Source organism: Mesorhizobium sp. B2-3-13 (assembly GCF_006442195.1).
In the GTDB taxonomy this organism is placed as follows: domain Bacteria; phylum Pseudomonadota; class Alphaproteobacteria; order Rhizobiales; family Rhizobiaceae; genus Mesorhizobium; species Mesorhizobium salmacidum.
Genome location: NZ_VFVQ01000037.1, coordinates 1 through 19,900, shown reverse-complemented (window position 1 = coordinate 19,900; position 19,900 = coordinate 1). Strand labels below are relative to the sequence as shown.

At 60.4% G+C, this 19,900-nt stretch carries 18 protein-coding genes and 3 pseudogenes; 11 read left to right on the top strand and 10 right to left on the bottom strand.

The window, feature by feature from the left end; all coding sequences use genetic code 11:
- The first annotated feature begins 158 nt into the window (after positions 1-158).
- Genes FJ941_RS27910 through FJ941_RS27900 form a run of 3 tightly spaced genes read left to right on the top strand, consistent with a single transcriptional unit; the run spans position 159 to position 1,751 of the window.
- Positions 159-998 (top strand): sensor histidine kinase, encoded by an 840-nt coding sequence (locus tag FJ941_RS27910; protein ID WP_140510717.1) that lies wholly within the window; start codon positions 159-161, stop codon positions 996-998.
- On the top strand, positions 965-1,279 hold the full coding sequence (locus FJ941_RS27905) for a sensor histidine kinase (RefSeq protein WP_181170029.1): 315 nt from the start codon (positions 965-967) through the stop codon (positions 1,277-1,279). Before FJ941_RS27910 ends, FJ941_RS27905 begins: the two co-directional genes overlap by 34 nt.
- Entirely contained in the window at positions 1,272-1,751 is a 480-nt protein-coding gene (locus FJ941_RS27900) for a response regulator (protein ID WP_246674049.1), read from the top strand. The genes FJ941_RS27905 and FJ941_RS27900 overlap by 8 nt, the downstream gene beginning before the upstream one ends.
- Before the next feature lie 1,111 nt (positions 1,752-2,862).
- Here FJ941_RS27900 and FJ941_RS27895 read toward each other — a convergent pair.
- The 3 genes from FJ941_RS27895 to FJ941_RS27890 form a co-directional block, all read right to left on the bottom strand.
- Positions 2,863-3,744, bottom strand: a complete 882-nt coding sequence (locus FJ941_RS27895; RefSeq protein WP_140510714.1) for a YihY/virulence factor BrkB family protein — start codon at positions 3,742-3,744, stop codon at positions 2,863-2,865.
- 174 nt (positions 3,745-3,918) lie between these two features.
- Positions 3,919-4,209 (bottom strand): hypothetical protein, encoded by a 291-nt coding sequence (locus FJ941_RS29260; protein WP_210242236.1) that lies wholly within the window; start codon positions 4,207-4,209, stop codon positions 3,919-3,921.
- 839 nt (positions 4,210-5,048) lie between these two features.
- Positions 5,049-5,240, bottom strand: a complete 192-nt coding sequence (locus FJ941_RS27890) for a hypothetical protein (protein ID WP_140510713.1) — start codon at positions 5,238-5,240, stop codon at positions 5,049-5,051.
- Positions 5,241-5,404: 164 nt separating this feature from the next.
- Here FJ941_RS27890 and FJ941_RS29580 point away from each other — a divergent pair.
- A pseudogene (locus FJ941_RS29580) lies at positions 5,405-5,578 on the top strand (helix-turn-helix domain-containing protein); the annotation flags it as partial.
- A gap of 288 nt (positions 5,579-5,866) precedes the next feature.
- Here FJ941_RS29580 and FJ941_RS27880 read toward each other — a convergent pair.
- A complete protein-coding gene (locus FJ941_RS27880; RefSeq protein WP_140510711.1) occupies positions 5,867-6,130 on the bottom strand; it encodes a hypothetical protein in 264 nt (87 codons plus the stop codon).
- A 69-nt stretch (positions 6,131-6,199) separates the two neighbouring features.
- Positions 6,200-6,568 carry a hypothetical protein gene (locus tag FJ941_RS27875; protein ID WP_140510709.1) on the bottom strand — a complete coding sequence of 123 codons (369 nt, stop codon included), beginning with the start codon at positions 6,566-6,568 and terminating at the stop codon, positions 6,200-6,202.
- Between the two features lie 575 nt (positions 6,569-7,143).
- Between FJ941_RS27875 and FJ941_RS27870 the strand changes: the two genes are divergently transcribed.
- The 5 genes and pseudogenes from FJ941_RS27870 to FJ941_RS27845 all read left to right on the top strand — a co-directional run bounded on the left by FJ941_RS27870 (position 7,144) and on the right by FJ941_RS27845 (position 11,879).
- The gene (locus FJ941_RS27870; protein WP_140510707.1) at positions 7,144-7,356 is read left to right on the top strand and encodes a hypothetical protein; all 213 of its coding nucleotides are present in this window, start codon (positions 7,144-7,146) and stop codon (positions 7,354-7,356) included.
- A gap of 541 nt (positions 7,357-7,897) precedes the next feature.
- On the top strand, positions 7,898-9,670 hold the full coding sequence (ligD, locus tag FJ941_RS27860; protein WP_140510704.1) for a DNA ligase D: 1,773 nt from the start codon (positions 7,898-7,900) through the stop codon (positions 9,668-9,670).
- A gap of 402 nt (positions 9,671-10,072) precedes the next feature.
- A pseudogene (locus FJ941_RS29575) lies at positions 10,073-10,192 on the top strand (Crp/Fnr family transcriptional regulator); the annotation flags it as partial.
- A 677-nt stretch (positions 10,193-10,869) separates the two neighbouring features.
- Positions 10,870-11,580 (top strand): Crp/Fnr family transcriptional regulator, encoded by a 711-nt coding sequence (locus FJ941_RS27850; RefSeq protein ID WP_246674048.1) that lies wholly within the window; start codon positions 10,870-10,872, stop codon positions 11,578-11,580.
- Positions 11,581-11,591: 11 nt separating this feature from the next.
- Complete coding sequence (locus tag FJ941_RS27845; protein ID WP_140510700.1) at positions 11,592-11,879, top strand: plasmid partitioning protein RepB C-terminal domain-containing protein; 288 nt, start codon at positions 11,592-11,594, stop codon at positions 11,877-11,879.
- A 523-nt stretch (positions 11,880-12,402) separates the two neighbouring features.
- On the opposite strand, the gene FJ941_RS29130 is transcribed toward FJ941_RS27845, so the two are convergent.
- A complete protein-coding gene (locus FJ941_RS29130; RefSeq protein WP_181170027.1) occupies positions 12,403-13,011 on the bottom strand; it encodes a hypothetical protein in 609 nt (202 codons plus the stop codon).
- A 120-nt stretch (positions 13,012-13,131) separates the two neighbouring features.
- On the opposite strand from FJ941_RS29130, the pseudogene FJ941_RS27830 reads away from it, so the two are divergent.
- Positions 13,132-13,227 (top strand): annotated as a pseudogene (locus FJ941_RS27830) (TetR/AcrR family transcriptional regulator); the annotation flags it as partial.
- Positions 13,228-13,234: 7 nt separating this feature from the next.
- Here FJ941_RS27830 and FJ941_RS27825 read toward each other — a convergent pair.
- Together FJ941_RS27825 and FJ941_RS27820 are read right to left on the bottom strand one after the other, a co-directional pair.
- Positions 13,235-15,292, bottom strand: a complete 2,058-nt coding sequence (locus tag FJ941_RS27825; protein ID WP_140510697.1) for a TRAP transporter permease — start codon at positions 15,290-15,292, stop codon at positions 13,235-13,237.
- A gap of 84 nt (positions 15,293-15,376) precedes the next feature.
- Positions 15,377-16,366, bottom strand: a complete 990-nt coding sequence (locus FJ941_RS27820; RefSeq protein ID WP_140510695.1) for a TAXI family TRAP transporter solute-binding subunit — start codon at positions 16,364-16,366, stop codon at positions 15,377-15,379.
- A gap of 507 nt (positions 16,367-16,873) precedes the next feature.
- Between FJ941_RS27820 and FJ941_RS27815 the strand changes: the two genes are divergently transcribed.
- Entirely contained in the window at positions 16,874-17,398 is a 525-nt protein-coding gene (locus FJ941_RS27815) for an EF-hand domain-containing protein (RefSeq protein ID WP_246674046.1), read from the top strand.
- Positions 17,399-18,178: 780 nt separating this feature from the next.
- Here FJ941_RS27815 and FJ941_RS27810 read toward each other — a convergent pair.
- Together FJ941_RS27810 and FJ941_RS27805 are read right to left on the bottom strand one after the other, a co-directional pair.
- Positions 18,179-19,045 carry a dihydrodipicolinate synthase family protein gene (locus FJ941_RS27810; protein WP_246674045.1) on the bottom strand — a complete coding sequence of 289 codons (867 nt, stop codon included), beginning with the start codon at positions 19,043-19,045 and terminating at the stop codon, positions 18,179-18,181.
- 23 nt (positions 19,046-19,068) lie between these two features.
- On the bottom strand, positions 19,069-19,900 hold an 832-nt coding region (locus tag FJ941_RS27805), incomplete at its 5' end, for a shikimate dehydrogenase (RefSeq protein WP_140510692.1).

Below are 19,900 nucleotides of genomic sequence, written 5' to 3'. Positions count from 1 at the left end.
CTGGCCGGCGCTCTCGGCGTGCTGCTCTACCTTGGGTGAAGAGCAGCCGGAATCAGGACCATTGGGTGCTTCTAAAATGGTTGAAAGGATCGGGTGTCGGTCTGGAACCTCTTTCCGGCTCGCGCATTGAGCGAGGTTGAAGGGGCCTCGGAGTCTGCATGGAACAAAGGGTTTTGGGCCCCGGAGCCTTGCGAAGGGCTTTCGTGCTGATGACAACAGCCGCGAAGGGGATTCGTATAACCGATCAAAAAATGTCCGAAGCAAAGGTGCGCGATAGCCAACGTCACCTTCAGGATCTGCTCGCCGCTATTCCTGCCGCGATCTACACCACCGATCGCGATGGCAAGATCACTTATTTCAACGAAGCCGCGGTTGCACTTGCCGGGCGGACTCCGGTAATTGGCAGTGACGAATGGTGCGTGACCTGGAAGCTCTTCTGGCCCGACGGCACGCCGCTTCCTCACGATGAATGCCCGATGGCGATCTCGTTGAGGGAAGGTAAGCCGGTCCGCGGATATGAAGCCATTGCCGAGCGGCCGGACGGAATCAGGATCCCTTTCATCCCTTATCCGACACCGATGCGGGATGCGGATGGGAACGTCATTGGCGGTATCAACATGCTGGTCGATGTCAGCGAGCGAAAGCAGGCCGAGACCCAACAGCGAATCTTGCTCGACGAACTCAACCATCGCGTCAAGAACAACATGATGATGCTGAAGTCCTTGCTTTCCGTGGCGGCGAGGACGAGCCGAAGCCTGGAAGCCCGTGACGTACTAGACGAGGCAAGCAAACGGGTTGCCGCGATGGCGGCCGCACAGCGCGTCCTTTGCGATACCGCCGACGCCAGCAATTTCAGTGTGCAGCCCTTCCTCGGGCCGTTTGCGAGACTGCCAAGCAAATGTTTCCACCGAATGTACGGCTGGTTTGTGAAGCTGACAGCATCAAATTGCCGAACGACGTGGCGATGCCGCTGGCCCTCATCGTCAACGAGCTTTTGACCAATGCGGTCAAGTATGGCCTCAACGGCAGCGCCGGAGGGACCGTCCAAGTCAGCATCGCCAAGAAGGCGGAGGGTCATTCGCTGGTGGTTACAGACGAAGGCTCCGGCTTCGACCTAAACTCGGCGCGCGCGACGTCCTCGGGACTGCGGCTTGTAGAGGGCCTCGCGCGGCAGATCGGCGGAACCTTCGACGTTCATCGAGACCCATGTCGATGCGTGGTGACTTTTTCTCAAGCACCGCTGGAGATCGGCCGTGCGACTGGAACCCGCGATGACTGAGCCAAGCCAAGCCGGGGAGTTCGACCGCGCATTCAAACCCCAACTGGCCTGGTCGCGAGACGACATGAGCGGCGGTGAGGCAACGCCTACGGCCGGTCGGACGATACTGATCGTCGAAGACGATTACCTGATTGCGCTCGACGCGGAAGCCGGACTGACCGCGGCGGGGTTCTCGCTGGCCGGAACGGCGGTCAGCGCCGAACAAGCTGTGAGCCTCGCGCTCTCGACCAGGCCGACGCTCGTCCTCATGGATATCCGCTTGCTTGGAAAGCGGGACGGAATTGATGCCGCGCTGGAACTTTATCGCGACCTCGGCATACGATGCATCTTCACAACCGCGCATGGCGACCAGGAGGTGAAGCTTCGCGCCGAAGCGGCAAGGCCACTTCGCTGGGTGCAAAAGCCCTACTCAACATCCACTCTGGTCGACGCCATCAGAACAGGATTCCACCAAGTCGAGCAACAGAACTGAGGCGCGGCGGAATTTGGGCCCACCGATCCACGCGTGGACGCAGCACAGGAACGCGCAAGTTATACCAGCTGGCAAGGTTGTGGCACCGATCGGTTTGCAATGCGCGCCCGGAGAACCGTTGTTGCCCTTGAGCGTCTCTGCCTCCGTTAAGACGGTTGACGTTCTGCTTTCGATCCCTGCGGGTCTGCACGTCCGTGGAGTGATGCAGGAGGTGCTCGAGGCCCAGATGGAGGAGGCGCTGGTTGCTTCGAAGGGCGACACCGGAGCGCCTCGGCTACCGCTCGCGAAATACGCGCCGCCTTTGATGATTTGCGATAGCTTCAGGGCCTTATCACCGTCGTCATGCCCGAACCTGTCATTGACCAGGTGAAATGTGGTGACAAGGAGGGCGCCCATACGTTCGGTTTTTCGATCGGCGACGCGGTCCACAAAGCCATCCACAATCGCCATGAACGCCCGCCTGTTCAGACATGAGGTAAAGGGCGTCCTGCGGTCTGCCGGATCCTGCTGGCGGCGCTTAGACTTGCCGCGGGGCTACCCAGCGACCCCGCCTCGTACTACCATTGCGCTTTCGCTGGACATTAGGGGCCGCACCCATTTCATTGCGGTTGCACGTGAGGATGAATTGGACATCTTCGAGCGGCTTGAGGATTTGATAGACGTGCCCAACACGGCAGCGGTGAAGCAGGCGCGCGAACTGCTAAGACAGCTAGAGGAAAGGTCAGACGGTGCAACCGACACGATCGACCAATTTCTGCTTGATCTAATGACGTTGGACTTTGTCGTTGAGTCTTGCCACCCGCGTTTCGATGCTCCCGCGCGGAAACTGGCGCGAATTAGGCTGACAATGCTCAAGATGTTATGCGGAGCTCCCGCCTAACAGAGCCCCGCTGCGTCCCCGGCGTTCCCGACGGAGTCGGCCGCGTCCGGATCAATTCATTGGTGGCACGCGCAGCAGCCCGCCACCTCGAGCATTGGGCTTGCCTCACGGCGCGAGATCATCAGGCCACGCTGACGCAGTCCCGCAGCGCTGCGTATCGCATCTCACAATCCCGAATCTCGCCTTGAACAGGGGTTAGTGCTGAAGAAAAGGCGCCGCGTGGAGTCAGCTTCACTGCCCCCGACGAGGACTACTGTTGTGCGAGGACTGTCCGCCTCCCCGTTGGCTGCCGTGTTCCAGGGAATACGCATGAGTGAACTCGGCCCCGAGAAGAAATATCAATGACGCGTAGTAGATCCACAGCAGCACGACGATCAGCGCACTGGCCGCACCGAACGAAGACGCCACGCCACTGCTGCCAATGTAAAGGCCGATTAAGCTCTTGCCGATGGTGAACAGTGCAGAGGTGACAAATGCCCCGAACCATACATCGCGCCACTGCAACTCCCTATCCGGTAGGACTTTGTAGATCGCTGCGAATAACAGCGCGATAAGGAAGAAGGAGAACAGAATGTTCAGCCCTTCAACGATGACTGATCCGAAGGGCAGCAGCTGGTTGATCCAGCCACTGAGGGCGCTAATTGCTGCGCTCGCCGCCAGCGAGACGAGCAACAAAAAGCCGAGTGCAATGACCAATCCTAAGCTGGCCGTCCGCGCCCGGATCAGCCGAGCAATCGAGCTTCCTTCGGGTTTGGCCTTCCAAATTATGTTCAATGCCGATTGCATTTCGCCAAATACACCGGATGCCGTAAGAAGCAACGTGCACAGGCCAACTAAGGTCGCGATCATTCCCGACTTCGGATTTGAGGCGCTTTGCAGCGCACTTTGTAGCACCTCGGCGCTTTGGGGTCCCATCAATCCAGAAACCTGACCGGCTATTGCAGTGCGTGCGGCGTCGTGTCCAAACACCAGGCCCGCTACGGCCACGACCAGCAACAAAACAGGTCCAAGTGACGTGACCGCAAAGAACGCCATGGCTGCACCGTGACTGAGAGCGCCGTCGGTAATGAAGCCCGCCACGCTGGCCTTCGCAATGCGCCACGCCTCAAGCATGGATTTCCTCGACGGAAGGTGTCAACTTTCCCGGACAAAGTTCATGCCTGATGTCCCGAAGGGGCAAACTTGCGACAAAGGGAAGCGTTCCACACCAGTGAGAAAGTCCCGCGCGGAGTTCGGTCCCAAGCTCCATCGCGACACGGGGTTTTTTCCGGGTCTATGTCTAATCGCTCAAGGCCGCCTAGGCTTTTTTGGCTTGCCGGCGCGAGGCTTCTGGCCAGCACCTTCTTCCCGAGACTGCTTAGAGTTGGCGAGCCGTTGGCGGACCGCATTTTCCGTACTTTCGGCCGCGGACCTGACGACGTCACGGACCTTGTCGGTCAGCGTGCCTTCGCGCGACGCCTGCCGCGCAGCTTCGGTGACCGCCTGATAGCCTTCGGCTGCGATCCTCTTAACCTCACCAGTGCCCTCTTCGAGCTTAGCTGCGGCAACGTCCCGAAGCTTGTCGCGGTAGCCACCCAACTCCCGCCCTCGATTGACCTATGCTGGTTGGTCCAAGCACTCCGGACGTGCCCCGGGTCCCAACCGATGGGCTCTTTGTTGGGCTGCTGGAACATGTGTCAGAGACCAATGTTCGGGAGCCGGCCCGCTTTACTCCCGGGCGGTCGTCCCATGTGACTGCCCGCTGGCTATGGCCGGCGGGCAGTCACATGGGAACTTGATATTCGTCGGCAGGTTCGAAAAGCGGCAGCTCCCGTGCTGCCGGTCAGGTCCCCGAGACCTGGCCGGGCCAGCTTCCCTCGCCAGTGAGGCGGGCCCTGTGCGATCGGCAAAGGCGGCGGCCCTGGAACCTGAACGACTGTCGCTGGTTGGTAGATTGGTGGAGTGGCTCTCCAGGGCTCGCCGCCGGTTGAGGTCCGGGCCTCAACTGCCCGCGCTTCTGCCGAGGGGCGCGGGCGACCATTTTAGGGGACCGATATGCCGCGCAAGGTTGACAAGCTAAGGCACGAACGGGCTGACCGCGTATCTCGCGTCGTCATCGATGCGGAGCGCAAAGCCCGTGAAGCCAAGACAGCTCGTCTGAGGGCCGATCGGCTGGGGCAGCGTTCCGTCAAGCCTGCGAATGTCGACCCGACGAAGTCACGCTAGGTGGTGCCTGAGTCTACCGCGCCGGCCATGGCGGCTCGGAGGTCCGCCGCGCGGCGACAAGATAGGACGAGCGTCACACGGTCAAGTAGAGCCCCATGGATTAGGCGTGGCTGTCTGGGGAGGCGACGCAGATGAGCCACGCTCGGCCTCGACACTGTCGCGCTTGTTTCTAAGAAGGGCAGGGCACAACAGAACAAGGCCGACTGCGATGCCTATTTTGCCTTCGCGCCGCCCTTGTGGACTATGGCAAGCTTCGGAACCTGGGCTTCGTGGATGATTCTAAGAGCTTCGTCTCTGGTGATCCCGACCTTGCGGGCGTAGTACTCGGCTTCTCGCGCCCGCTCGCGATCCACTGGACGTTCCGTCGCCTGGTTGTTCGCCTTCTGCTTTGCCTTCTGTCCCATGAGGCGAATTATAGCACACCATGGACCCAGGCTAAACCGCGCGGCGGCCCGTTCGCTTGCCTAGCAGGAGTAGCGCTTAGACGCCACTGTCTGGCAGGTACCTGGTTCATCCGTTCGAATGACGCCCGTCGGCAGTCACAACGCTGGTTGGCCCAACCTGGCGGCAGGAAAGACTGGCAAGGTGGCTCCTGATGTGAGCGGACCGCGTCATCGGCAACAGGCTGGCGATCACCCACGACTTCCTTTCGATAATGCTTGGGATGAGGCGCCCGGGTGTGACGCTGGCATTCCAGGTGCTCAAGAGGCAGGGACTGATCCAAGCCCGGCGGGGAGAGGTCACAAATACGGGATCGAGCGGGGCTGTTGGCGACACCGGGCGTGGTTACGGTCACGAAGCCGCCGACCGGTCACTGAGATAGCTCCCGCCTGAAATCCGGTCCGGACCAAAGCGCTGGGGCTTTTCCGAGCCTAAGGGTTCATTTGCGCCGGGCTTGGCTGCTAGCCGATCCAGCAGCTTGCGGGACTCTTCGATAACGCGGCGAGTGTCTTCAATGTTCAAGCGAAGATCGTCAATCTGTGCCGCCGCCCATCGCTGGTACATACGAGCGCTTACATTGCGTAAGGCTTCAGGTTCCCACGGCTCCATCACTATCAGACCCGTTGCGTAATGGTTCGAACGTGACTTTTACCACAAAAAGCGGTTTGCTGGTACCCTCATGTACATGCAAGGCGACCTCTCGGAACGTGCCGTCCGGCATTTTGTCCTTTGCTATTTCCAGCAGCGCCCTTGCTGCCTCATCTTCAGCGGATACCAGGCTCGGAAGGTCGGTGCCTTCGGTGTCCGGGTAGGCGGTTCCGTTATCGGTTAGATCGAAATAATAAAGCACCATTGGAGTCGAACAAAAAGGCGTACTCTTTGTTCCTTCGACCCTAAGCTCCACTGCGCGGTGGTTAGCGCCTTACTTCCTGATGATCCAATCCACCAACGCAGGCTCGACACGCTCGGACCCGGTAAACTCGTGAACCAGGTACTGAGCGACGGCGCGCCATTGAGACCTTGGCGTCTTCACTTCCACGACCAAATCCTGAAAGACCTTGCGGACGATGTCTGCATCCCACGCGGATAGCCGGTGGTGCTCAGCGTCTCTGAGTGCCTCCCCTATCTTGCGCTGGCGAAGCCGCTTTAGAAGCTCGCGTGATGCCGCGATTGCGCGCCGGGTTTGGGCTATGTCACTGCGAAGTGAGGTAATGTCGGCCATAGAACGGTGCTGAGACAGGAAGCTGGCGTCAATCATCGCCTGCGCCATGTCTATATGGCTTACGATCATAGCTACCTCCCAATAGCTAAGACTCTAGCTGTGTAAGCTAATGCAGCCCGTAAAGGATTCAAATGTCGGTTTGATACCAGCGAACAGGGTGTGGCCCAGCTCAGTGTGGCTTCCCTGTACTCGTCGACGGAAATTCGAGGATTGTCGCAGGCCGCTCCGGCTGCAGAGGCTCATGGCTAGGCACTTTATGTCAGAAGACTTGACCCAAATCCCGCCGATCGACCGGCTGACCGCATCCGGGACATTCTAGGAAACGGGCACCTCGTGGAGGACGATCTTAGAATGCAGCAGCCCCTGAGCTGCGCATCAAAATTCATGGAGCAAGTTAGCCAAAACCGATCACCCGGTCAGCACCTCGTTGCTGACGTCAAAGCGGCAGTTGATCCATTCCAACACCGAAGTAGAACTCGAGGCGATGGTATGCGACTTTTCGGGCGAGCGACGCGCAGCCCAGGCTGCCAGCCGCTCTCAATCGCCATCGCTCATATTTCAGCCTTTGAGGGCCCCCCCGCGGTCGCGGCGGGATTTTGCTTTTTGCAGCAAGCATGTCTAGCTTCCCGGTTGGGGGAAAGGCTATGCGCGACTTGCCCAAGGACGTTGACGCCGACGCGGTGATTGAGATCGGCCGCTACCTTGATGATCGAGGCAAGGGCGCGCGCATCTCTGTTCACGAGGCCATCAGGATCGTTCGGAAAAAAACGAGGACCAAATTGACTGATGCTGGCCTCGAAGAACTGATTGTGGAATGTGCGGCAGCACGGCACTTGGCGATTGTTCTGGATTCTTGACTGATCGTAATGCTTATCCAGAAAGCCCGCCAAGCGTACTGAGAGCTGGCGCTATCCGCGCAGTCTAGGTCTGGATCCCAACGAACTTTCCGTGGGGTTTGCGGCCAATCTGGCGGTTCGCCGATCCTTAAGCCAAAGCGCCTTCTTTCTTCGTGCCAGTAACTCGACGTAGTCGCCACCATCAGCAAGCGCACCGCCGCGCTTCGCAGCAATCGCATAGTCAGCCCTGTTCGTTCGATAGTCTTCTTTTTGCACGGACATCGCTTTCTCCCACTTCGCGGCCTCTCTCCCTTTTTGGCCTGACGGACGAATTAGCTGCCGGTGTATCGCACAAGTCCACCAATTGAGGATTGTATTAAAATGATACACCCGCGTACGCGACAACCGGGGGCACGCGCGGAGCTGCCCGACGTAGTTCGCGTGGCGCGGTTCTCCTCCCTTCAGACTGGCTCCGCAAGCCCGTTATATGCATTTTTGCTAAAGTTCTCGGAACTGATTGCCGTCGCACGGTTTGACTCCCGGTTCCGGGAGTCGCGAGCACATGAGCAGGACCGAAGACCGGCTGTCGTTCATCGAGTTTCAATCGCCGACGCTGGTGGAGAAAGCTCCTGATGGCGGCAACTGGCTTCACGAGATCAAGTACGACGGCTACCGGACTCAACTTATCCTCGAAGGTGGAACAGCGCGAGCCTTCACCCGGCGAGGCTACGACTGGTCGCATCGATACAAGAGAATTGTTCAGACGGCCGCGAGCCTGCCGGTGAAATCCGCGATCATCGATGGTGAGGCTGTGGTCTTAGGCGATACCGGGCTGCCGGACTATCAAGCCTTGGAACGGGAGCTAGGCAGTCCGAACTCGTCGAGGCTCATGTTCTACGCGTTCGACCTGCTTCATCTCAACGGGCGCGATTTCCGGCAGCAGCCGCTTTCGGAACGCAAGGCTGCGTTGGAGAAGCTGCTCAAAGATACAGCTCCGACCCTGACCTATGCCGAGCATCTGGAGGTAAGCGGGAAGGACATGTTCGCCCACGCCTGCAAGATGGGGTTGGAGGGCATCGTCTCCAAGCGCGCCGATTCCCCCTATCGCTCCGGCGTCCAGACAAGCTGGGTCAAGATCAAATGCATCAAGAGCGACACCTTTCCCATCGTGGCTTTTGTCGAGAAGCTTGGCGCTCACCCGCGTCGCATCGCCTCGCTCTACATCGGCAGGCCTGAAGGCGACCGGCTGGTTTATGCCGGGAAGGCGCAGAGCGGCTACAGCTTGATCACCGCGCGGCAGGTCCGCGAGCGGCTCGACCCGCTGATTATCGACAAGTCGCCATTGTCGGAGCCGATCGACAAGCCCAAGGCCACATGGGTTAGGCCGGACGTTCTGGCCGAGGTGCAGTTCAGCGGCGTGACCGACCGCGGCATCTTGCGGGAAGCGGTATTCAAGGGCCTTCGTGAAGACCTCGTCACGATCCCCGCAAAGCCGCCCGCCCCATCTAAGCGGCGGCACGAGGCCAACGAACGCGGTGTGCCTCGTGAGAACATCCTGCAGCTGCTGCCAGACGCGGTGTCGCCTTCCAAGCATGAGCTTAGGGGCTACTGGGAGCGGGTTGCCGACCAAGCTCTGGTTCATCTCAGCCACAGACCGTTGAAACTGGTCCGGCATGCCCATGGGGCGACTTTCTATCACAAGGGCCCCTTGCCCGACATTCCGAGGGCCGTGCATCAGTTACGCGTCCAGAAGCGCGAGGGAGGCGAAGGAGTGCGCGTGTGGGTCGACGATCTTGCTGGTCTGCTCGGGCTGGTCGAAATGGATGCGGTGGAGCTTCATCCTTGGAACGCCACCATTGATGACATCGATCGCGCCGATCGCGTGGTTCTCGACCTCGACCCAGGCGAGGGCGTCGAATGGAAGCAGGTGATCGAAGCGGCCCTGGCGCTTCGCGACATCATGGAGGCTGCAGGTCTGAAGAGTTGGCCTAAGGTCACCGGCGGCAAGGGCATCCATTTGATGGCGCCTATTGAACCAAAGATGACCCACGACAGCGCCCGGCAACTAGCCAAGTCGCTTGCCCGAAGTCTTATCAACGTTCAGCCCGACCGTTACCTTTTGTCCGCTGCACCGGCAGCACGAACGGGACGCATTTTCATCGACTACCTTCGCAACGGGAGAGGCAACACGGCCGTAGGTGCGTTCTCCCCACGAGCCCGCCCCGGGTTTCCAATCGCGCATCCAGTGACATGGGCTCAGGTTGAGCGGTCCATTCGGCCCGACGCCTTCACCATGGATCATCCGTTCAGGGCAGCCACTAGGAAGGCAGCCTGATCCGGCGAGGACCGGAGCAGCGAACCTGGATCAGAAGTGGGAGCTGCCGTCAGCAAATCGCAGCGAACCTCAAAGTTCCGCACGAGCTAACAAACCACGGGTTCGTATCGTAGCCGAGACGCGGTTTTCGTTTTTGGTTGGAGGCAATGCGGCTCTCCCGACGAGTTGGCGGGCTTGGGGATCGGTCCAGCCGCGATTCTCACCGCGTTCTTTGGCGGGTTATTCTGCCTGAGCGCATTTCTGGCTTTGGGATTCCTCCTCAGGGTGCAGGGTTCTCACCGACAGCACTGGCTGGGATCGTTTCCGCCAGCATTGCTGGCGGGTTGATCGGATCAATGGCAAGTAGACAGGGCGCGGAACCTTTCGAGGGGATCGTCTTAGTGACGGCGCGCATCAACGGCGCTAGCGACGGTGTTTTGGCGCTCTACTCTGATGGACGCAGCGAGATATCGAGAGTGGGTCACCAACGTTGGAAGGCGCGACGCCTATGCTCGGACGGCGCACATTGTGTGCGAACTCATCGTCAGCCCGGTGTTACCCGCAAGTTCCGCTCACCAATGCTTGCCAGGTTCTACCCGTTTGGTTGAGGCGCGAGAGGTGGCGTATTCGGGTCCGGGCAACCAAGGGTCGACAATTGACCACATCGAGAGGGCCGATCGCCAACGGTGCCATAACGTTCCACGAGTTTTGCGAATCCGTAGGCGAACGCGAAAAGAAGCGCCAAGAAAACCACTATTCGGACGGCCATAAGGGATTGTAGCAGATCGGCACTGGCGCAGCAGTCCGCAAAAAAGCCTGCAACAGGAAGTGGGGCGACCGACGCCGGTTGGCGGGGGGCGGGATAGACGCCGGTCGCCTTCAAGGATGGGGACCATGGATTCAGCAAACTGCGTCGCGATTGGTCCTCGGACAAGTAGAGGCGATTCGCACAAGAATAGCAATTGGCCCGAAGTGCCTCTGTCCGGTCTTAAATCTCTGGGACAGATGGCTTGGCGAACGTCCGACGGAAGGAATAGCCTGAAGGGTAATGCCATAGGCTAGCTTGACGGTGATGTGCGGCCACTGGCTTTGCAAGCCGCTCGCGCTTTTTTAGCAGGCGCGATCGCCGAAAAGCGCCGGGAACATTAGTGCCCCATGCAAGTTCGGCATCTAACTCAATCCGGTCACTGAATTTGGCACATGTCCCTTCCCCGAACATTATGATCCGCAAGCTCCAGAACATCTCTGATCTCACGCAGTCAGACATCGCCGTTTTGGAGAGCATCCAATTCCAGACACGGGACTATCATGCCGATCAGGACATTGTGCGCGAGGGTGATCGTCCCACCAATTCATTCGTTGTCTTGGACGGTCTGGTAGGGTCCACCAAGCTTACAGGCGAGGGCAAGCGGCAGGTCACTTCGTTCTTTGTTCCGGGAGACATTCCCGATCTCCATGGATTGCATCTCTCGGTTTTGGATTGCACGTTCTCACCTCTCACGCGCGTCCGCGTGGGCCTCATGCGGCACGATGCCTTGCGGGCCATTTGCGACCAACATCCTTCCATAGCCACGGTGTTTTGGCGCTCGACTCTGATCGACGCAGCGATCTATCGAGAGTGGGTCACCAACGTTGGAAGGCGCGACGCCTATGCTCGGACGGCGCACATCCTGTGCGAACTCATCGTCCGCCTTCGCTCCGTGGGGCTCATCAGCGACCATGTAGCGGAGCTTCCGATCACGCAGGCGGAACTTGCCGATGCGGTAGGCTTATCCACCGTGCACGTGAACCGAACGCTTCAGGAACTTCGACGCAACGGGTTGATTGTCACCGAGGGGTCGCGATTTCACGCCGTTGATTGGGCCGGGCTCATTCGAGCAGGAGATTTCGACACCACCTACCTGCACCAAAAGAACGCGAGAACGTTGTGAGGGCGGGCTCGATGGCGAGATATTTCTTTGACGCCGGCGACAGCAATGCGGTCATCAAAGGTGAGGTAGGCATCGAATGTGATGGGATCATGGCAGCACGTCGTGAGGCCATGGAAGGCCTGATCTTCGGCTTGCTGCGGCATGTGCTTCCGGCCAGGCAATTGGAGATCGCGAGGCTGATGATTGCCATGGACCGGGTCACATTCACATACGTGAAGATGCTCGTCGCCCTTACGCCACAGGGGATGCTGGCCGAGGGTTTTAATCCGGCGATGATTGCCAACGTGTCTGACGATTAACTGGGAGCGCTGACGCCGGAGCTTGGCAGGCTAAGCCGAGTTTCTGGGCGCTGTGGAAGGACGTGGCTCAGTGAGCCTGGAACTGTTAGCGACCGGCCGCTACTTTGACCGGCTGATGGATAATTCCAAGGTGGTACGATATTTGGCTCATAATTTCACGGCCAATTTGACGAGTTTTACAGCCTGTCGACGCCCGGGTTCAAGTCACCAGTTCGCTTCCTGGCGTAATGCTGCTGACCTTTGCCCACTGCGCTCACTCCCAACCGGATAATGCTTCTATTCAACGTCCGAGTCCGTGCATGTAAGCAATCGCTTGTAGGGAAGGCCACGCGCGAAAGCGAGCTTATAGCGCGGCCACGCAAGGGGTGGACGTCGTGGACAAAGGTCTGGGCGATCACGACATCGAAAGGTGTTGGTGGGAGGCCGCGTGCTGCGCTTCCTGAAACTCAACGTCTCATGCTAGTTCGACGGCTCGGAACTGGTCGAGCGGCGCATTGCGCGGGCTGCGACCATCTTGCCGTCCTCAAGTTCGGCGCACGAACGGGCCGCGTACCCATCGCAACGGTGCGGTCCAGCGCCAGCTGCGCGACGCGAGAAGCGCGTCGCGTTCTGCAAGGAAAGCGTCCCGATCGCGGACCATCGCGTCACATTCGAGGCTGAGCTCGTGGTGAGCACGAACGATCGCATGGTGAGTGCGAACGACCGCCTCGTGATCTAAAATCCGCGCTCGAAGCTCACCAAGGAGATGTTCAGCGTCCGCCGCCGCTATCGCCAGAACATCACAGCTTTCGTTGAATATCGTACGCGCCAGGTCCAGTTGAGCGCGCAGTTCACGGCTTTCGCCGTCGACCGCCATGGAACGCAAAATCTGATATGCGGTCCGGATCAGAGGTGTGATGTTCGGATGGTTTCGCAGCTCTTCGATCGAGGCTCTCTCGTGATGCAGGTCCTGGTCCAGGAACTTTTCAGTCTTGATATCGGACTGGCTGCAAGGAGCCGCGAAATCGAGGGGTTCTTCGGCGAGATGTGGAAGGTACCCGAACTCGCCGCAATGGAATTCAAGTCTGCCGAGATCCTTTGCATTGAGCGTCGAGCGCGGCGGGGGCATCCCAACGGCTTTCAGGGCACGCATTCAAAACGGCGCCGGCCCGAAGGTGGGACTGCTGGTCGAATATGAATGATGCACTGCCAAGCCTCTATAACGATGCGGTGCCATATCGCCAGGGCAGGGCGCATGCCGAGCGGGTGATAAACGATCTTCGAGGCGATCATCCGCGAGGGCATCGAAGCGGGGGAATTCAAAGTCGAAGATCCCGCCGAGGCGGCGCGCGCGGTCAAGAACGCGTTCGCGCTGGTCAGGCTGGTTGCGCCTCTTCGGTATGGCGCGCGTTCCAGTGGCGCAACACGACGGGAGCGATTAGAGTCAGCCCGAGCAGCGAGGAATAGAGCTCGGGGGCCACCAGCAGGAAGGCGGCAAGCACCAGAAGGACGTTTTCCCAAGGCCTCGTTCGCACCAGCAGGTAACGCGATAGTGCAGCCCCCAGGCAGGTGATGCCGAGCACGCAGCCGACAAAGGCCAGGAAGAAATTCGGCCAGGTGAAGTCCTTTGTCACCAGCAGCAGGGACGGTGAGAAGACGAACACGAAAGGAACCAGCGCTTTGCCCAACCCCAACCGGAAGGCGGTATTGCCTGTCTTGAACGGGTCCGCCCCCGCCATGCCGGCCGCCGCATATGCGGCCAGCGCGACCGGTGGCGTGATGTCGGCCAGCAGGCCGTAGTAGAAGACGAAGAAATGGGCGACGATCGGTTCGGTGCCGAGCATGACCAACGCGGGTGCCGCGATGGTTACCATGATGATGTAGTTGGCTGTCGTCGGGATGCCGCAGCCCATCAGGATACAGACCACGCCCGTCATGAGCAGCGTGAACAGCAGCGTCAGGCCTTGCGCCGAGAAGATTGACTCTGGGATGAAAGTGCCGAACAGGAGCGACAAGTGGCCCGCCGTCGAGGTGACGATGTAGGATAGCTTGAAGCCGACGCCGGTCAGAGTGACGACGCCGACAACGATGCCGACGGTAGCGGCTGCGGCACCTACGGCGAGCGCATATTTTGCGCCGTCGCGCAGGCAGACCACGATGTCGGCGACCGACATGCGCCGGCGCGGATTGAGCAGGCCGACGGCGATGCAGAGCGTAATGCCCCAGAACGCGGCCATGTAGGGCGTGTAGCCCGAGAGCAGGACGCCGATGAGGACGACGAGCGGGATGATCGTCGGCCAGTCCCGCTTCAGCGCCTCGACGACATCGGGCATCTCGTCCGGCCTGAGCCCCCTGAGGCCGGTGCGCTTGGCCTCGAAATGCACCTGCATGAACACACCGAAAAAGTGCATGAAGGCTGGCACGATGGCCGCCAGGATGATGGTCGTGTAGGGCAATTCGAGGAATTCGATCATCAAGAAGGCGGCCGCCCCCATGATCGGCGGCGTCACCTGACCGCCGGTCGAGGACGCCGCTTCCACCGCCGCGGCGAAATGTTTCTTGTAACCGAGCTTGATCATCGCCGGGATTGTCAGCGAGCCGACGGTGACGGTGTTGGCGACCGAAGAGCCGGAGATCATCCCGAACAGTGCCGACCCGAAGATCGACACCTTGGCCGGGCCGCCAGCATAGCGGCCGGCGACCCAGGCGGCACAGTCGAGGAAGAGCTGGCCGAGGCCGATGCGGGTTGCGAAGACACCGAACAGCACGAAATGGAAGACGTAGGTCGCGACGACGCCGAGCGCGATGCCGTAGATGCCCTGCGTCGTCAGGTAAAGGTGATCGACAAGCTGGGAAACGGACGCGCCGGGGTGCACCAAAATGCTCGGCATGTGCCGGCCAAACAGCGCGTAGGCCATGAAGATGACGGCGATGACAGGCAGCGGGATGCCGACGGAGCGGCGCGTTGCCTCCAGGAGGAGCAGGATGAGGATAACGCCTAGCACCACGTCGAGCGTCGTGGGATTGCCGACGCGGAAGGCAAGTTCGTCGAGCGGGATCATCGGCACGTGCAGGACAGCCACCACGGCCGCGAGCGCGAGCAGCCAGTCGAAAAGTGGTATGCCGAGCGGCCGCAGGAGGCTGGATTGCGCAGGCCGGTCGTAACCCTTCTTCACCAGCGGGAAGACGAGGAAAATGAGTGCCAGCACCATCGACAAATGGATGCCTCGATGCAGCATCTCCTGCAGCAAGCCGAAGCCGGCCGTGTAGTAGTGAAACAGTGACAGCGCCACAAGGAGGAAGCCGACCAGCCAGCCTGCGGCATGGGTCAACGGCCGGAACCGGATTTCGGAGTCGAATTTCTCCTCAAGTTCGCGAGCCTTCTCCTCGTCAAACTCCATTCCGGAAAGCGTGATTTTGTCGTCGTCGCTCATGACGGTCCCCTGTCCTGAATTTTCAGACAAAAGAGGCGGAAAGCACGCCTCCCGCCTCGGTGTTGTCAGCCGGTCAAGTGACCGCTATTTCAGGGTGCCGGCTTCCTTGTAGAATTTCTCCGCGCCGGCATGAAACGGAATGCCGGCGCTGGTTACCGCGTTTTGGAGCGTGATCAGCTTGCCCTTGGCGTGGCCGGCTCTTAGCGCCTTCTGGGTTTCGTCGCTGTAAAGCGATTTGACAATCTTGTAGACGAGGTCGTCGGTCTGTTTGGCGCTGGTCACCCATTGCGCGGCGACTGAAATGGTCTTGGTTTCGCCGACATTCTTGTAGGTACCTTCCGGCACGGTGTCGGTGGAGAAGAACTTCTGCTCGGACAGCAGCTTGTCGGCCCCGGGGCCGGTGATCGGCACCAGCGTGATGTTGTTAGTGCTGGCAAGCTCGACGATGGCGCCGGTCGGATAGCCGCCGACGAAGAAATAAGCGTCCATGGCGCCGTCCTGAAGCCGCTCGCCGGCCGGGCCAGGCTTGAGGTATTCGGGCTGCACATCCTTCTCCGTCAGCCCGTATGCGGCGAGCACGAGGCGCGCGTCGACGATGGTACCCGAACCCGGCTCGTCGAGGGAAACGCGCTTGCCTTTCAGGTCCGCAACCGTCTTGATGCCGGCATCAGCGCGGGCGACCAGATGGATCGTTTCGGGATAGAGTGTCGCGATGAGGCGCAGGTCATCGATCTTGGGCTTGCCCTGATAAAGACCAGTGCCCGAATATGCCCAGTAGGCAACGTCGGACTGCGTAAAACCCGATTCGGAGGCGCCCGACTGGATGGCGCTGAGGTTGGCTACCGATCCGTTGGACGACGTGGCGGTGGCGACCAAGCCTTCGACGCCGGCCGGCCCCGTTGCCGAGATGGCGTTGGCGATCAGGCCGCCCACCGGATAATAAGTGCCGGAGGTTCCGCCTGTGCCGATGCGGAAAAATGCCTGCTGCGCGCGCGCTGGCGAATATCCAGCACCGGCCAGCGCCAAAGCGCCCGTGCCTATGCAAAAGGTACGGCGGTTGATCGAAATCGTCATAACTACCTCCCGGTCAAAGATCGGCAGGATGTTGCAGCAACCGAAGGGTTGTCAACCCGCGCACGATCCTCGGGGCGGATCGGTTTGTCGCGGGCTGCGGCTATCGGCTGTTGCTGGTCACGATGGAATTGGCGGCCCGGCTGCCGGTGGGGTTTCCTCTTTTGGGGCAAACGACAGCCGGACCGTGCCGGAGTTCCTCCCGGCAGGCAAATGATGATACGCAACCTGCTCGAGCGTTCGCTAATATAAGCTGTCCTTGTGCGATCGAACTGGCTCGTGGGATCTTTCCCGCCGAACTGGGGACGACAACGGCGGGAGATTTGGGGCGGTACCGGCGTTGCTGAACGCAGGGGCCAATGCGTTGAGGAACGAGAAAAGCTCAACGGTATGTACTGAAGCCCAGCCTTCTCCGAAGCGGTCTTTTGCGCGTCGCGAGGAACTATCAACCGAGCAGCAGGTTTGGCCGAGATGCCGACACGGTCCGACCATCCGTTAAAGGAGAGCAAGATGACGGGAGCAATAAAAGCAACGGCAATTGCCGGGGCCCTTGCCATATGCGCATTGCCAGCATTGGCCCAGTCCAGCGGAACGCCTGTCCCCGCAGTCAAGGCACAGGATCATGGCCCCGAACGGCCGTCCGACGGCACAGGACAGTCCCAGGATTCGATGAGGGCAATGATGCGCCAGATGATGAACGAGATGATGCAGGAAAGGTCGCACGCAGACGGGCGCTCCCAACCAGACCGTGAAGGGGGCGAACGCGGAGGCCGGGACTACAGAATGGGCCCTCGTGAACGAGACCGGATGGCCGAAGATCGCAGCCGCATGGGAGCCAGAATGATGCATGGCGCAGGGATGCGAATGATGTTTGCCATCGTGGATGCCGACGGCGATGGATCGGTCTCACAGAGCGAAATTGAGGACTTTGTAGACCGCATATTCAATGCGATAGACGAAAACGGCGACGGCCGCGTCGACATGGAGGAAATCCAATCCTTCTTCCATGGACCCGGCAATCGGGAGGCGGATTGATCTTGGGCGTCGGCCAGTTACCACTCGGTCAGCCAAGCCTGAATAGCCCCGACGAGCTCACGCCTGAGCAGTCAGGCGAGCAGGGGAGGGCGTGGCCGGCAAGGCTTGGCAGTGCGTAAGCGTAAACGAAAATGGCCCGCCCTAGGTAGCCGGCCTTTTCGATTCGGCGCGAAGGAAAGCCGCAGGCTTGTATGTCAACACAGCCGAGTGCGGCTCCAATCTCGGCGTGTTGCGGGCGAGCACCGGCCGGAGAAACTCGGTAGGCTCGCCTTACGATTTTTCCTCGCGAGCGGTGTGGATCCTTGCTACATCAGGTGCACTGCAATCCCGCACATTCTGAATAAATGCTGAGTTGCACGTACGGTCTTCTCTCCCCTTTTTATGCTCAAGCGGCCCTCAGTACTGGTCGACCTTCGAAAGCGCAACCAACGTTCATGTAGCCCGCGCGCATCAGAAGCGCCCGAACTGGGCGGTTTGTCATCCAACGCCGTCCGGCACAGCGCCGCCTATGCGCCAGCTGGGCGGGGCCGGTTTGCCACCTTTGCGTCCGGCCGCGGAAGTGGCGACGTGCTTCCGCACAATATTATGATTTCCATCCCCAGTCGGCGCACGACTAAGGCCACCAACTCTCTTCCGACACACTCTGCTCGAACATAGCGGAGGCGTTGATCGTCTCGCCCGAGACAGTGCCGTCGCCGTCGGCTGCGGCATTTTGGATAATGGCCGACGGAGCCCATAGAGCCGGGTTCATCGTGGGGGCGGTTTCAGCAGATGCTCTTCCTAAACCATCGCTGCCATTTCCATGCAGGCCTGCAGGTCGCTTGCTTCTTCAAGTGCCTCCAGTGGAGCGCGAACGCGCAACCACACGGCGTCACCGGTTCGTTGGGCCAGAACCGCCTTGACCGCTGGCACGACGGGCAGCTTCAGGAGCTTGCCAAGCAAGTCATCGATCAAGGGATCTTCCTCACCGCGCACGAGTTTCGCCAGCAGCGCCGGCGCGAAATTGGCCACCCCGCTGATCGCACCGCTGGCGCCTTGCCTGACCGCTCTCGCCAGATGGCCTTCATGGCCGACGAGTATGGCGAGGTCGCGATGCTCGGCAAGCAGCGCCGCTGTCTGCTCCCAGTCGCCGCTGGAGTCCTTGACGCCGGCGATGGCCTGGGGAAAGGCGACGCGCAGGCGCGCGACCAGTTTCGGACCGATGCGGACGCCGGTAAGGCCCGGGATGTTGTAGAGGATGACGTCGCGGGCGGCCGCGCCGGAGCGCTCCAGCACCTCGCTGATCCAGCGATAGATGCCTTCCTCCGTTGGCTGCTTGAAATAGAAGGGGGGCGTCAGCAGGATGCCGCCGCAGCCAGCCTCAAGCGATCGCCGGACGTGGTCGCCTGCGTCCTCGGACGACGGCCCGTAGACACATTCGATCAGGCTGCCGGCGTGGATGCCGGCCGCGGCCGTTCTCTCGTAGAGGGTCGCGCGGACCGAGGCCGAAATTGATACGCCTTCGCCGGTCGTGCCGAAGGCGGTCACCACCCGCATACCTTGCCCCAGCAAGTGTCCAGCGTGTGCGACGAAGCGGGGCCAGTCGATCGCGCCACTTTGCTCAAACGGTGTTGTCAGCGCCGCGCTGAGGCCGATCTTCTTGCGCATGTGATGGTTTTCGGACACAGGTATTATCCTTGATCAATTGGGGGGATTTCGAGGAGCATTCGGCGCAACGATCCAAGATCGGCTGGCGTCCGCCCGGTGAAGATACGGAAGGCTTCGACGCCTTGGTGAAAGAATAGCTCGAAACCGCTGAGAACCTTGATGCCCGCCGCCTCCGCCTGCTGTTTGAACTGCGTGTCGACCGGCGTGTAGACGGCGTCGAATGCCCAGCGCAGCTCCCGCAGCAATTCCGGCCGCACCGGAGAGCCCGGATGTCCGTGCATGCCGAGCGGCGTGCAATTGACGATGCCTCCCGCGCCGTCCATCGCCGGATCGACGTCGACGCCGCAGGACGCTGCGACAGCGCCCTTCGAGGCGGTCGCGATCGCGGCGGCTAGTGACCGCGCTTTGCCGGCATCTCTGTCGATGATGGTCAGGCCATCAGCCCCGAGGGCCAGTAGTGCGAAGGCCACGGCTTTGCCGACTCCTCCGGCTCCGATCAGGACGACCTTGCCCGGCGCCATGTCGTCGAAGACTGCGCGATAGGCGGCGACGAAACCCGTATGGTCGGTGTTGTAGCCCCGCGCGCCATGCGGGTCGAACACCACTGTGTTGACCGAACCGATGCGCCTGGTCAGGTCGTCGTGTATGCACAGCCTGGAGACCACCATCTCCTTGTATGGATAGGTGACGTTGATGCCGCGAAGACCGGCGTCGCGGCAGGCGTCGAACACGGCGTCGAAGTCCTTACCCATCTCGCGCGGGATGAAGAGGTCGTAGCTGACGTCCAGGCCGCTGAGGCGGCCGGCGAGACGATGCAGGTCCGGCGAACGCGAGCGCTTTATGTTGTCGCCGATC

Coding starts and splice junctions, on each gene's coding strand:
- FJ941_RS27905 (WP_181170029.1), top strand. CDS start 965: ATGCCGCTGGCCCTCATCGTCAACGAGCTTTTGACCAATGCGGTCAAG.
- FJ941_RS27845 (WP_140510700.1), top strand. CDS start 11,592: ATGGCGAGATATTTCTTTGACGCCGGCGACAGCAATGCGGTCATCAAA.
- FJ941_RS27850 (WP_246674048.1), top strand. CDS start 10,870: ATGATCCGCAAGCTCCAGAACATCTCTGATCTCACGCAGTCAGACATC.
- FJ941_RS27900 (WP_246674049.1), top strand. CDS start 1,272: ATGACTGAGCCAAGCCAAGCCGGGGAGTTCGACCGCGCATTCAAACCC.
- FJ941_RS27815 (WP_246674046.1), top strand. CDS start 16,874: ATGACGGGAGCAATAAAAGCAACGGCAATTGCCGGGGCCCTTGCCATA.
- FJ941_RS27875 (WP_140510709.1), bottom strand. CDS start 6,568: ATGATCGTAAGCCATATAGACATGGCGCAGGCGATGATTGACGCCAGC.
- FJ941_RS27825 (WP_140510697.1), bottom strand. CDS start 15,292: ATGAGCGACGACGACAAAATCACGCTTTCCGGAATGGAGTTTGACGAG.
- FJ941_RS27810 (WP_246674045.1), bottom strand. CDS start 19,045: ATGCGCAAGAAGATCGGCCTCAGCGCGGCGCTGACAACACCGTTTGAG.
- FJ941_RS27820 (WP_140510695.1), bottom strand. CDS start 16,366: ATGACGATTTCGATCAACCGCCGTACCTTTTGCATAGGCACGGGCGCT.
- FJ941_RS29130 (WP_181170027.1), bottom strand. CDS start 13,011: ATGCGTGCCCTGAAAGCCGTTGGGATGCCCCCGCCGCGCTCGACGCTC.
- FJ941_RS27890 (WP_140510713.1), bottom strand. CDS start 5,240: ATGGGACAGAAGGCAAAGCAGAAGGCGAACAACCAGGCGACGGAACGT.
- FJ941_RS27895 (WP_140510714.1), bottom strand. CDS start 3,744: ATGCTTGAGGCGTGGCGCATTGCGAAGGCCAGCGTGGCGGGCTTCATT.
- FJ941_RS27870 (WP_140510707.1), top strand. CDS start 7,144: ATGCGCGACTTGCCCAAGGACGTTGACGCCGACGCGGTGATTGAGATC.
- FJ941_RS27880 (WP_140510711.1), bottom strand. CDS start 6,130: ATGGTGCTTTATTATTTCGATCTAACCGATAACGGAACCGCCTACCCG.
- ligD (WP_140510704.1), top strand. CDS start 7,898: ATGAGCAGGACCGAAGACCGGCTGTCGTTCATCGAGTTTCAATCGCCG.
- FJ941_RS27910 (WP_140510717.1), top strand. CDS start 159: ATGGAACAAAGGGTTTTGGGCCCCGGAGCCTTGCGAAGGGCTTTCGTG.